This is a genomic window from Roseisalinus antarcticus (genome assembly GCF_900172355.1).
Taxonomy (GTDB): Bacteria; Pseudomonadota; Alphaproteobacteria; order Rhodobacterales; family Rhodobacteraceae; genus Oceanicola; species Oceanicola antarcticus_A.
Genome location: NZ_FWFZ01000006.1, coordinates 109,011 through 121,706 on the forward strand (window position 1 = coordinate 109,011; position 12,696 = coordinate 121,706).

Here is a 12,696-nt window from a genome sequence, read left to right on the forward strand (position 1 = left end):
TATTGATTGGGGCTGCGATGCCGCAGCACCTTTTTCATTGGGCTGCGATGCGGCGGCCCGTGCCCCGGGGGGGACGTGTCAGTCTTCGGACAGGGCCGAAATCTCGTCCCGGCGCAGCGCCGCGAGGCCCAGGAGCACCGCCGTCGTGCGCGCCAGGACCGGGCTGTCGGGCCCGCCCTCCGCAGCCTGGTAGGCCTGGAGCGCCTGCCGGGTCGGCCCGTCGAAACGGGAGGTGACCGGCCCGTCATAGGCCTCGCGCACGGCCAGGGCGCGCTGGACCGAGGCCGCGAAGTCCGGGGTCAGCGCCTCGGGGCAGAGCGCCTCGAACGCCTGTTCGCGCCGTTCGCGCAGGATCCTCTGGCGGGTGACCGTGCGAAAGCTGGCCGGCGACAGCAGCTCCCCGTCGGGGGCAAGCTGGGCGGGCTGGACCAGCACCTGCTCGGTCACGGTCTCGATCACCGCGGGCGTGGTGGTGCGGCCATAGCACAGCCCCTCGGGGCCCCGCGCGATCTGCAGCCGGTCGGCATCGGGCGCGATGCGGCCCGGCCCGCCGCCGTCGGACCCGGGGCCCGCACCGCAGCCCGCCATCGCGAAGAGGCCCAGAAGGGCAATTGGTTTGATCACGGCTCGCTCCGCAGGGTCTTTGCGCCCCGTCGCGGCAAACCCTAGCCGAGACCGCCCGCGGCGCAAAGTCCGCGCGTGACACCCGTTGGGGATACGACCCGGCCTGTGCGTATTTGGCACTGGCCGCGCGGGGACGGTCGGATTAAGGAGGGCGTCGAATTGGGAAAACTCGGCGAGAGGACAGACAGCAGATGGCACGGATCACCTATATCGAACACGGCGGCACCGAGCATGTCGTCGAGGTCGCCAACGGCATGACCGTCATGGAAGGGGCCCGCGACAACGGCATTCCGGGGATCGAGGCCGATTGCGGCGGGGCCTGCGCCTGTTCGACCTGCCATGTCTACGTGGCCCCCGACTGGGTGGCCAAGCTGCCCGAGCGCGACGCCATGGAGGAGGACATGCTGGATTTCGCCTATGAGCCCAATCCGGAGCGGTCCCGCCTGACCTGCCAGCTCAAGGTCACGGATGCCCTGGACGGGCTCGTCGTCCAGATGCCGAAAAAGCAGATCTGACCCTGCTCGGCCGGATCCGGGGGCTGCGCCGTCTGCAGGGATGTGCCGCGGCGGGGGCGGTGCTGTTGGCCGGGCTCATGCCCGCGGGCGCGGCGCTGGCCGAGAGCCCGATCTTGGCGGCGGCCTATGCCGCGCCGACGACGCGCTATCCGCATGGTGTGCTGGGCGATGCGGTGGAATGGGGGGCCTTGGACCTGACCCTCGCGGACGGGCAGCGGGTGAAGATCGTGTTGCCCGAAGACCGGGTCTTCGAGGACGTCGCCCCGCGTCTGATCGACGTGGACCTGGATGGCGATGCCGAAGTGGTGGTGGTCGAAAGCGACCAGGGCCGTGGCGCCCGGCTGGCGATCCACGACGCCCGCGGGCTGGTCGCGGCAACGCCCTTCATTGGGCAACGGTTCCGCTGGCTCGCGCCGGTCGGCGGGGCTGACCTGGACGGCGACGGCGCGGTCGAGATCGCCTTTGTGGACCGTCCCCACCTGGCACGGGTCCTGCGGGTCTGGCGGTTCCGGCCCGATGGGGCGGGCGGCGGCCGGCTCGAAGAGGTTGCCGCAGCGGCGGGACTGACCAACCACCGGATCGGAGAACCCGACATCGCCGGCGGCCTGCGGCGCTGCGGCGGCCGGATCGAGATGGTCACCGCCGATGCGGGCTGGGCGCGGATCGTCGCCACCCGGCTGGAAGACGGCCAGCTTCTGAGCCGCGACCTCGGGGCGCACCGGGGGCGCGAGAGCTTTCGCGCCGCCATGGCCTGCTGACCGCGGCGCGGTCAGCCCGGGGCAGGGGTGACCTTGCGGTGCGCGTCCGCGCACTCTTCTTTCAGCACCTTGAGGGGTGACGCCCAGATGGCGGGCCGGGGCTGGCTTGCCCCGTTGCGTGGCGTCAGGTCAGGACGGCGGCGTAGGCCAGCAGGGCGGTGAGCTCTGTCAGCTGCTGGGTGGCGCCGAGGATATCGCCGGTCTGGCCGCCGAGGCGGGCCATCGCCAGTCGCGCCACCGTCAGGCCCGACAGCAGGGCGACCAATGCCAGCGCCGGGAGCGTGGCCGGCGCCAGGGCAAGGCAAGCCAGCGCCGCCAGACCCGCGGCGGCGGCGGCGGTGCGCGGCGCCGGGCGTCCGGTCAGCCGGGCCAGCCCGTCGGCGCGGGCATGGGGCAGCGCCGCCATCACCGCCGCCATCGTCGCGCGGCTGGCAGCCCCGGCCAGCGGCAGGGCGACCCAGTGGGCCTTCGCCGCGACCAGCCCCTCCAGCGCGGTCCATTGCAGCAGCAGCACCAGCGCGATCGCCAGAACACCGTAGCTGCCGACCCGGCTGTCGCGCATGATCTCCAGCCGGCGCGCCCGGTCGCGCCCGCCCCAGAGCCCGTCGGCGCTGTCGGCCAGCCCATCCTGGTGCAGCCCGCCGGTGAGCCCCGCCAGCAAGGCGAGCGCGAGGGCCGCGGCCGCACCTGCGGGCAGGCCGAGCGCCAGCGCGATCTGCACCCCCAGGGCGGCGAGTGCCCCCAGCAGCAGCCCGACCAGCGGCCAGGCCCAGGCCGCAGACGCCCCCCTGGCGTGATCGGCGCCGGGGGCGGGCAGCCGTGTCAGCAGGGCCATCGCTGCCCCGAGGTCTCCGGCAGAAAAAAGCCTGTCTTTGTCGCGCATCCGCGCCTCCAGCCCGCGCCGGGGTCTTTTCCCCGCCGTCCCATCCGATAAGGAGGGGCAAACGGCAATGCAATGAGGCCCGCATGACTGACCGCCCCGCCACGCTTCAGGAATTCCGGGACATGCTCGTGGACCTGCCCGCCGCGTCCGCCGGTGTAATCGCGGCGGCGGAGGCCAGGGACGCCCAGTTGACCAAGCCCCCCGGGGCGCTCGGGCGGCTGGAGGAACTGGCGATCTGGTACGCCGGGTGGCGCGGCACGGCGCGCCCGACGATCGAGGCCCCGCAGATCGTCATCTTCGCGGGCAATCACGGGGTGGCCGCGCGGGGAGTGTCGGCGTTTCCGCCCGAGGTGACGGTGCAGATGGTGGCCAATTTCGAGGCCGGCGGCGCGGCGATCAACCAGCTGGCCCGGGCCTTCGGCGCGAGCATGGCGGTCGTCGCCCTCGATCTGGAGAGGCCCACGGCGGATTTCACCGACGCGCCGGCGATGACCGAGGCCGAGGTGCTCGCGGCTCTGCAGGCGGGGTGGTCGGCGGTGGCGGAGGATGCGGATGTCTTCATCGCCGGAGAGATGGGCATCGGCAACACCACCTCGGCGGCGGCGCTGGCGGCCGCGCTTCTTGGCGGCACAGGCGCGGATTGGGCGGGCCGGGGCACCGGGCTCGACACCGCCGGCGTGGCGCTGAAGGCCGGTGTGGTCGATGCGGGCCTGGCGCACCACGCGGACCATCTTGCGGATCCAATCGAGGCGCTGCGCCGTCTGGGGGGCCGCGAACTGGCGGCGATGACCGGGGCGATCCTGGCCGCGCGGATGGCGCGGGTGCCGGTGATCCTCGACGGGTTCATCGCCTGTTCGGCGGCGGCGGTGCTGGCGAGGGCCGCGCCGGGGGCCCTTGATCACGCCATCGCCGGCCATCTGTCGGCAGAGGGCGCCCATGCCCGCCTGCTGGCGGCGCTGGACAAGGTGCCGCTGCTGGACCTGGGCCTGCGGCTGGGCGAGGGCTCGGGCGCGGCCACCGCCCTGGCGGTGCTGAAGGCGGCGGTGGCCTGTCACTCGGGCATGGCGACCTTTGCCGAGGCCGGCGTCAGCGACGGCTGACGCTTCCGCCGCGGGGGCAGGGCGATCAGGTCTTGGACCGCCCGCCCGCCGCGCCCAGCCGCTCCTTGGCCACGGTGTTCACGTCGAAATTCCCGGCCAGGGCGGTTTCGAGCTCGTTCGCGAGCTCTTTCGATTTCGCCACGTATTCGGGGTTTTCCGTGATCGGCACGCCGGGTTTCCACAGCTCGGCCAGGGTCCGCAGGGCAGCCCGGTCGTGGTGATAGAAATACATCTCGGCCTCGTTGGCCTCGAATTCCGACAGGCCCAGGTTTTCGAGCACGTAGCGCCCCGCCCGCAGGCTGCTGTCGAAAAGCTCGCGCACGATGTCGTCGGCCCCGGCCTGATACAGCTCGTAGACATGGATGCGGTCGCGGGCCCGGGCGACGATGTGCAGGTCGGGCCGCGCCGAGCGGGCATACCGCACCAGGCGGGTCGCCGCCGCCCGGTCATCGAGCCCCACGACCAGCACCTTGGCCTCGTCGAGCCCTGCGCTGTGCAGAAGGTCCGGCCGGGTCGGGTCGCCGAAAAAGCCCTTGAAGCCGAATTTGCGCATGGTCTGGACCGTGCCCAGGTTGGTGTCGAGCACCACGGTCGAGAACCCCGCCGATTGCACCAGCCGGTTGACGACCTGACCGAAGCGTCCGATCCCGGCGATGATGACGGTGCCGCGCTCGTCGATCTCGTCGGCGGGATGATCAGCCGCGTGGGTGTCCTCCAGCCGGCGGGACAGGTATTCGTAGAGGATGAACAGCAGCGGGGTCATCAGCATCGTCAGCGCCACGACAAGCAACAGCGTCGCGGTGAGCGACGGGCCGAGCACTGCCTGCTGCGACGAGAACGACAGCAGCACGAAGCCGAACTCCCCCGCCTGGGCCAGCCCGAGCGTGAACAGCCAGCGGTCGCGGGGCTTCAGCCGGAACATCCGCGCCAGAAGGTAGAGCACCGCGCCCTTGATCGCGATCACCCCCATGGCCAGGCCGATGATCGTCACCGGTTTCGACAGCAGCAGGTCGAAGTCGATGCCCGCCCCGACGGTGATGAAGAACAGCCCCAGAAGCAGGCCCTTGAACGGCTCCAGGTCGCTTTCCAGCTGGTGGCGGAACTCCGAACTGGCCAGCACCACCCCGGCGAGGAAGGTGCCCAACGCGGGCGAGAGGCCGACCAGCTGCATCAGCACCGCGATGGAGACGACCATCAGCAGCGCCAGTGCCGTATACATCTCGCGCAGGCGGGCCTGGTGGATGTAGCGAAAGACCGGCCGGGTCATGAAGGTGCCGGTCAGGATCACCGCGGCCACGGCGCCAAGGGTCACCAGGGTCACGCCCCAGCCGGGCAGCCCCTCGACCAGGCTCATGGCGTGGTGGGCCGCGTCCTCGGCATGGTCGGTGTTGGCGGGCTGAAGCGAGCCGTCGGCGCCGATCTGCACCGGCGTCGGGATCGCCAGCAGCGGCAACAGCGCCAGCATCGGGATCACAGCGATGTCCTGCGTCAGCAACACCGAGAAGGTCGACCGCCCGCCCTGGGTCTGGATCAGCCCCTTTTCCGTCAGGGTCTGCAACACGATGGCGGTGGAGGACAGGGCGAACACCAGCCCGATCGCAAGCCCGGTGGGCCAGGGCTGCCCCAGCGCCATCGCGGCGCCCATGATCAGCACCGTGGTCAGGCCGATCTGCATGCCGCCCAGCCCGATCAGCCGGTCGCGCATGTCCCACAGGGCGCGGGGCTCCAGCTCCAGCCCGATCAGGAACAGCATCACGACGACGCCGAATTCGGCCACGTGCTGAAGCTCTTGCGTGTCCGACCCGATGCCGGGGACGAAGCCGATGAAGATGCCGGCCATCAGGTAGCCCAGCACCGAGCCCAGCCCGAACCGTGCCGCCAGCGGCACGGTCAGAACGGCTGCGCCGAGGTAGATCGTGCTGAGAACAAGGACTTCCTGCATGGGATCGGTATCGCAGGGGCCAATGACCTTGGCAATCTCTGGGGCGCAGGCGCCGGCGGTCTGGGGCGAAACACCCCGCCGCTGCATCGCAATGAGGCAGCGTTCAGACGGCGTCCCCGGCGTAGAGGCGCAGCGCCGCGCGGATCGCCCCGAGCAGGTGCTGCCGGTCCCGGTCGTGCTCGAACAGATATGAGCGTTCGGCCGCGGCGACACAATCCCACGCCGGATCCAGCGCGAAGGCCCGGTCGAGGTGGCGGCGCACCCCCTCGCTGTCCCCCGCGCAGGCATGAATCGCCGCAAGGCGGACCAGCTGGCGGATGCCAAGCTGCGGCAGGCTTGCGAGGGCGCGGGCCGCGGCGTCGAAATGCCCCTGCGCGAACAGCGCCTCGGAGCGCAGCACGTCATGGGCCGGCGGTTTCAGCGGGTTGATCTCTTCCGCCCGGTCGAGCCAGGTCAGCGATTCGGCGGGGCGCCCGCGGCACAGGCAGACAAAGGCCATGTCCGCGAGGCAATCCGACAGGCAGGGGTTGGCCGCTATGGCCCGGCGGATCAGCGTCTCTGCGGCCTGCCAATCCTCCAGGTAGCAATGGACGAAGCCCAGCATCGACAGGCACTGCGCCTCATCGGGGGCCAGTTCGACCGCGCGGGCGGCATGTTCTCGGGCGCGCAGGCGGGCCGCGCGGGAGGACAGGCCGAACCCCTCCAGCGCGATCTCGGCCCGGGCCAAGAGGCAATGGGCCAACGCGAAATCCGGGTCGAGGCGCAGGGCCGCCAACAAGTAGTCGTGGGCGCGACGTTCCTGCTCCGTCGTCAGTTGCCGCTGCAGCGAGACGGCCCGCGCGTAATGCGCGAACGCGGTCGGATTGCTGGTCTGCTGTCGCCGCGCCCCTTCGGCGGCCGACAGGGCCAGCGACTGGACGATCCGGCGCGGCACCAGATCCTGGAGCGTCAGCAAGCGGTGCCCCACGCAGGTCAGGCTCTCGGCCCAGATCACCTCGCCGGTGGCCACGTCGTTGAGGCTGATCGACAGCCGGAGCTGATCGCCTGCGAGGTGCGCGGTGCCGTCCATGACGTAATCCGCGCCCAGTCGGGCGCCGATGCCGGGCAGGTCCAGCCCCGGCTCATCGGCGGCGGCAAAGGCCGAGTGCCGCGCGATCACCGCGAGACTGCGGAACCGGCTGAGACCGATGGTGATCTCTTCGATCAGCCCGTCGATCAGGTCCGACGCCTCGGTCCCGCCCGAGCGCCGCTGCAATGGCAAAAGCGCGATCCGTGGGCGTTTCGGGGGGGCGGGCGCCGCCGCGTCGGGGTGCAGGGCATAGCCCCGCCGCGCCACGGTGCGCAGCCGATCCCGCGCCTCGGGCCCAAGGACGCGGCGTATGTCCCGAATGGCCTGGGTGAGCGAATCCTCGGTCACTGTCACATCCGGCCAGACCGCGGCCATCAGCGCATCTTTCGAAACCACCTCGCCCGGTCGACGGGCAAGCTGGTCGAGCACCGCAAAGGCCTTCGACCGCAGCGAGACCGCCTGTCCGTCCCGCGTCAGATGTCCTGCCCGGAGGTCGAGGGTCAGCGGCCCGAATGACAAGAGCCCCGTTTCCATCGGTCAATAGGAAGCGGCAGCAAGCCCCATGTCAATCGGCCGACACGCCGTCGCCGCGGGAACAGGGCCGGCAGCCATGCGTGACGGGCCCGCCGCGGGCTTCGAGCTCGCGCGGGGTGCTGTCGCGCGCGGCGCCGATGTCGGCCAGCAGATGCGGCGCGGTCCCGGCAAGCCGGTCGAGCGCCGCCCGCTCGCGTGTCGCCAAGCTGTGCCCGGCAAACTTGTCGCGCAGCCACCGCCAGCAGTGTCGCGGCGCAAGGCTGGCGCGGCGGGGCGGGGTGTCGATCAGCAAGGTCATCTCGGGTCTCCGGCATAGGTCAACGCCCTGTCAGAGTGCCGGACATACCCGCGCCGCGTCCTGAACGCGGTCTGAAACTTTCCTGAAAATGAGGGGGGCGAAGGGCGCGTCACGTCAGCCGATCAGCACGGCCGATCAGCCCGGCCAATCAGGCCACCAACAAGCACGGCCAATCAGGCCGGCCAATCAGCCCGGAATGTCCAGCCGCACGTTCCGCCCGCCTCGTGTGTAGGTGATGTAGCCGTCGCCGATGCCGCGTACCTGGCCGCCATCATCCAGGCGGTCTCCGACCGCGACACGCATGTAGCGGCCATTGGCCAGCCGCACGAGGGCGCGGCGGTCATCCTCGCGGCCGTAGATGCCGATCAGGTTGATCCGGCTGAGGTTGATCGCGTTGTCGGTGGTCGCCGCGGTCGCCACGCCGCCGCTGGTGCGCCCCGAGGGCTGAACCGCGGTGCCCCTGCTCGCGGCGGGCGCCGCCGCGGCGGTGCGCACCGAGGGCTGTCGCGCGGCCTGGGTGCGGGCGCGGCTGACGATCCTGTCCATGTTGCGCGGGCGGGCGTCCGGGCGCGGCGACCGTGCGATGGCCAGGTTCGAGGCGTTGACCGTGGCCGGCACGCTGTTGCCCAGGGCGGCCGCGGCCGCGGCCGCCGCGGCCTGGAACTCTCCGCTGCGATCGGGGGCGGCCTCGGCAACCTCCGGCTCGGCCTCCGCCTCCGCCTCCGCCTCGGGGGCGAGCCCGGCGGGCCGCACCCGCGGGCGGAACCCCGCGAGCGTCGGATCCGGCGGCGGGGGGGCGGCGGCCACGATCTCGTCGGGCCGGACCCGCGGCCGGAGCGTGGTGAGAGAGACACCGCCCGCGCTGGCGAGGGTCACGGTCTGGCCCGCCTCGAGCGCGGGCTCGGGCTCGGGCGCCGCGTCGTCGCGCGGCTCGGGCGTGGCCTCGGCTTCGGCTTCGGGTGCGGCAACTTCGGCGCCCATGGTCTCTATCGCCGCCTCGGTGACCGAGGCGGGCCGGGCCGGCGGGCGCACGCCCGGTGCGTCGAGAAAGGCGAGCACATCGGTGTCGACCCAGGCTTCCGGCGGGGCTTCGGTCGCGGCCTCGTTCGCCAGGGACGCCTCGGTTTCTTCGGGCTGGGCGGGCTCAGGGGCGGCTGTCGGCTGTTCGGGCGCGTCGGGGCCCGCGGGTGATGTGCCCGGCCGGACCGGAGGCCGCACGGTGATGGTGTCGATGAAGCGCACATCGTCGGGCGCCGCAGGTTCTGATTCAGGGGCCGATGCAGGCTCTGTCTCCGGACTCGGGTCGGCCTCGGCCTCGGGGGTCGTGTCGGCCTCGGCCTCCGGGGTCGCGGCTTCTGCGGGCGGCGGCGTTCCGGGCCGCGCGGGGGGGCGGATCCCGGAAGTGGCGAGATAGACCACCGTGTCGCCCTCGGCTTCGTCGCTTGCGGATGTCTCGCCCTCGGCGGCATCGCCTGCGTCAACAGGGTCGGCTGGCGCACCAGGCGCGGCGAGCGCCGGGGCAGGGTCGACGGCAAACGGCCCGGTGTCGGGGCGCCCCGGCGGGCGGACATCGGCCCGCGCGAGATAGACGACCCCGGGCGGGGCGGTCTCCGGGGCTTCGGCGGTCCCGGTTTCAGCCACTCCGGATCCAGCCACCTCGGATCCAGCCACCTCGGGGTCCAGTGCATCGGGGTCCGCCACCCCTGCGTCGGGCGCATCGGCCACCGGCACTTCCGCCGCGGCGACATCGGCGTCCGGAAGCCCTGTTTGCGGCGTCTCGGGCGCGATCTCAGCGGCGTCGATCTGGTCATCGGCGGCGGGCGGCGGCTCCGGTCCGAAGGCGGTCAGGGCCGCTTCGGGCACCAGGTCTTCGGGGCGCAGAGGCGGCTGCAATTCCGGTGCGCCGGCTATCACGAGGGTGCCGTTCGCAACCTCGGTCTCGGCATCCTCGGGGGCCAGGTCCGTCGCCGGGTCGAGCGGCGGCGGCTGCGTTCCGGGACGTGTCGGCGGCAGCAGCGCCGGCCGCCCGGCGAACACCAGGATGCCGTCGGGCGTCAGCGTCCCCTCGGGCGTGGCCAGGATGAAGCCGCGCTCGTCGCGCTCGAAGGTCTCGCCCGGGGGCGGCGGGTCGGCAGGCGTGGGAATGCGCGCATCGCTCAGCGCCCCGTCAAGGTCCAGCGGCAGGTCAGGCGGCGGGGTCACGTCGTAGCCTTGCGTCGCGATCGGAAGCACCCCGCTCTGGGCCTCGATCCGCGGGGTGAGCGGGATCCGCGGGGCGCGCTGCCAGACGCCGGTGGCGGCATAGATCCGCTGGGCCTCGGCAGGGCTGAGGACACGGCCGATGGGGGTGGCGGGCGTCGAGGCGATGACCGGGGCAAAGGGGCTCGCCACGGCACCGCTGTCCCCGCTATCAGCTTCGATATCAGGGGCTTGCGGGGCGGTCGCCGCGATCTGCGGCGCCTCGGGCAGGGTTGCCTCCGCGCCTGCGGGCTCTGCCGCGCGGGTGCCGCTTTCGGGGGTCGCGACCGGGGCGCCGGGGGCGGCGGGGGCCGCGACCAGCGGGGCCGAGGCCGAGACCTCGGGGGCGGCGGGCGGCTGTGCAGAGGCGACGGCCGTGCCGGGGTCATTGCCGCCCAGCCCGAGCCATCGCGCCACGCCCTCGGGCCCGACGGCCGCCATGGCGCCGACCACGGCCATGACGATCAGCAGGATCACGGTCAGGATCAGCCCCAGGAACCGCGGCTTGCCGCCTACGCGGCGCTCCTGCTCGGCGCGGCGGGCGCCGAAGACGGTCATCTGCGCACGCTCGGCGTCCGGCTTTTCGCTGGCAGGCGCCGGCGTCGGCGTGGGCTGCTTGCGGCCCTTGAACAGACCGCGGCGTCCAGGGCTCTCGGCCTCGGCCTCCGGCGCGGCCGGCGTCTCGCGCAGGGGGCCGAGGTCACCCTTGGCGGCCGGGCCGGTCGGTGGGGCGTGGATTTCGCGCGGGCCGTCGTCGGGGTCACGGGTCTTGCCGCTGGGCCGCGCCGGGGGCGAACCCGGGGTCTGCGGGATCGGAGCGGCGCGGTCCGGATCCACGGTCAGGGACGGCGCCTCGCCGGCGTCGAGCGTGCTGGCCGCGCGGCCGGTGACGGCCGGCGCGGCGCCTGCGTTGGGGCCAGCCGCGGCGCCGAGGGCGGTCGCGGGGGCGGCGGGCACGTCCTCTTCCGGCCGCGACACGGTGAGCGGGGCGGTCTCACCCGCGGGGGCGCGGGACGGCGTCGGTTTCGCCTTGCGGAACGCGCTGCCAATGGTGTCGCGCCAGGATCCCTGTTTCGGGCGGTTCTCGGCGGCGATTTCGCCGGTGGCCTCCGACGTCGCGGTCCGGGGCGCGTCGAGGAAAGCCGGCCTCTTCATCGCGGGAGCCGCGTCCACTGCAGGAGCCGAGGTTTCCGGCAGCGGGGATGGCGGCTCGGTCGGGTCGGACGCCCCTTTGCCGGGCATCTTGCCGGACATGCTGCCGGACGCCGGCGGTGGCGGTGGATCGCGTCGGGCGCGGAACGACAGCGGCGCCTGTCCCGCGCTGCCGCTCGGAGAGGGGGCCGGCGGCCGTGTCACCGGGGGATGGGACGGCGCGGCGGGGCCGGCCGGGGCGCGGCGGCGGAAGCTGAGCGCCGGCTCTTCGGACGGGGCCTTGTCGGTGGCGGGCCTGCCGGGCACGGGGCGGCCCGGGGCCCGGGGCGGCGGGCCGGCTCCGGCCTTGGCGCCCGGAGCGGGGTTTGCGTGCCTGGGGCCAGGGGGCCTGGGGCCAGGGGGCGCGAGTCCGCCGCCGTTCGTCCGCCCGTTGCCGCGATGCCGCGAGGCGAAAAGCGGGGCCGGTTCGGGCTCTTGCGCGCGGGGGGACTCCGCCGAATCTTCCGTCTCGGACGCAGGCGCGGCCCGCGGTTCCGGGTCGACCGCGGGCGGCGCTTCGGCGGGCTCTTGCGCCGGGGGCGTGGTCGCGACCCCAGCGGGCGGATTGGCAGGGGCGTCGGTGCCCTTGCGAGGGGCCGCGTCCGTGTCCGCAGGCTCACCTGCCATGGGCTCACCGGCCCCGGCGTCGCTGTCGGCAGGATCTTCTGCGGCAGATTTGGTGACCTGGGGCTTGGGGGCCGCAGGTTCTGTGACGTTATCGCTGGTGTTCGGGGTCTCGGCTGCCGGCTGCGCCGCCCCGGGCGCCGGATCCGCCGGCGGCTCCGGGAGGTCCGGCACGGGGTCCGGGTCCGTGGCGGCGCCGGGGGCGCTTGCAGCGGCGGCGATCTCGACCTCGGACGCTTCGGCGTCCTCCGGCGACTCGGCGACCGATTCCGCCCGCTCATCCTCTCGTGCGGCGGCGCGGGCGGACCCGGGCAGGTGCGCCGTGCCGACGACCTGGACCGGATCGTCGTCGCGCGGCACGTCCCGGCCCGGCGCGTCGGAGGTCGGGCCGAAGACCGCCTCGCCGACGAAGGTGAAGGGATCAGGGATCGCCGCGAAGGAGATCGGTGTGAAGCCGTGGGTGCGGGCGAATTCCTCGGCCTCGGCCAGGGTCTCGCGGGCCACGGCGGCCACATAGGTGCGCCCGCCGCCCTTGGTGTAATCGATCACCAGGTCATCGACCTGGTAGGGCGTCACGCCGACGAGCGCGAGCCGAACGTCCGCATCCGTCGTCATCGTCCCGTCGATCGCGAGATACTTGATCTGTTCGTTCGGTATCAGCAGCTTGACCTTGAACGGACCGTCGGCCAGCGCCTCTCCGCGACCGCGGAGCGCGGCGAGCGCGGGGCCTACATCCTCGGTCTCGAGGCCGACCTCGCCCACCAGAAGCCAGCCGTCCTCTGCCCGCTGCAGCAGGCGAAGACCATCGAAAGCAAGGGACAAGGCGTAGTTGGGTGTCATCCGTCAACGGCTCTAGCAGGTGTCCGGAAGGGTGCAAGCTCTGCCTTCCAACAGGTCGCAACTACAGCAGAAATCCGCCA

The 12,696-nt window shown here is 72.8% G+C and carries 9 protein-coding genes; 3 read left to right on the forward strand and 6 right to left on the reverse strand.

What is annotated here, in order from left to right; all coding sequences use genetic code 11:
- Positions 1 to 78: 78 nt before the first annotated feature.
- Entirely contained in the window at positions 79 to 624 is a 546-nt protein-coding gene (locus tag ROA7023_RS07820; RefSeq protein WP_234992090.1) for a peptidoglycan-binding protein, read from the reverse strand.
- Positions 625 to 815: 191 nt separating this feature from the next.
- Between ROA7023_RS07820 and ROA7023_RS07825 the strand changes: the two genes are divergently transcribed.
- Together ROA7023_RS07825 and ROA7023_RS07830 are read left to right on the forward strand one after the other, a co-directional pair.
- Complete coding sequence (locus ROA7023_RS07825) at positions 816 to 1,139, forward strand: 2Fe-2S iron-sulfur cluster-binding protein (RefSeq protein ID WP_085878460.1); 324 nt, start codon at positions 816 to 818, stop codon at positions 1,137 to 1,139.
- A gap of 59 nt (positions 1,140 to 1,198) precedes the next feature.
- Positions 1,199 to 1,897 carry an FG-GAP repeat domain-containing protein gene (locus tag ROA7023_RS07830; protein WP_306372478.1) on the forward strand — a complete coding sequence of 233 codons (699 nt, stop codon included), beginning with the start codon at positions 1,199 to 1,201 and terminating at the stop codon, positions 1,895 to 1,897.
- A gap of 124 nt (positions 1,898 to 2,021) precedes the next feature.
- Here the strand turns inward: ROA7023_RS07830 and cobS are convergent, their stop codons facing one another.
- On the reverse strand, positions 2,022 to 2,780 hold the full coding sequence (gene cobS / locus ROA7023_RS07835; protein WP_085878461.1) for an adenosylcobinamide-GDP ribazoletransferase: 759 nt from the start codon (positions 2,778 to 2,780) through the stop codon (positions 2,022 to 2,024).
- A gap of 83 nt (positions 2,781 to 2,863) precedes the next feature.
- On the opposite strand from cobS, the gene cobT reads away from it, so the two are divergent.
- Entirely contained in the window at positions 2,864 to 3,880 is a 1,017-nt protein-coding gene (gene cobT / locus ROA7023_RS07840) for a nicotinate-nucleotide--dimethylbenzimidazole phosphoribosyltransferase (protein ID WP_085878462.1), read from the forward strand.
- A gap of 25 nt (positions 3,881 to 3,905) precedes the next feature.
- On the opposite strand, the gene ROA7023_RS07845 is transcribed toward cobT, so the two are convergent.
- From ROA7023_RS07845 to ROA7023_RS25470, 4 genes are all read right to left on the reverse strand, one after another.
- Positions 3,906 to 5,822: a cation:proton antiporter domain-containing protein gene (locus ROA7023_RS07845; protein ID WP_085878548.1), complete on the reverse strand. Its 1,917-nt coding sequence runs from the start codon at positions 5,820 to 5,822 to the stop codon at positions 3,906 to 3,908.
- A gap of 103 nt (positions 5,823 to 5,925) precedes the next feature.
- Positions 5,926 to 7,410, reverse strand: coding sequence for a winged helix-turn-helix domain-containing tetratricopeptide repeat protein (locus ROA7023_RS07850; RefSeq protein ID WP_159458461.1), 1,485 nt, complete (start codon positions 7,408 to 7,410; stop codon positions 5,926 to 5,928).
- Positions 7,411 to 7,456: 46 nt separating this feature from the next.
- Positions 7,457 to 7,723, reverse strand: a complete 267-nt coding sequence (locus ROA7023_RS07855) for a hypothetical protein (protein WP_085878464.1) — start codon at positions 7,721 to 7,723, stop codon at positions 7,457 to 7,459.
- 186 nt (positions 7,724 to 7,909) lie between these two features.
- Positions 7,910 to 12,616 (reverse strand): hypothetical protein, encoded by a 4,707-nt coding sequence (locus ROA7023_RS25470; RefSeq protein ID WP_085878465.1) that lies wholly within the window; start codon positions 12,614 to 12,616, stop codon positions 7,910 to 7,912.
- Positions 12,617 to 12,696: the final 80 nt, after the last annotated feature.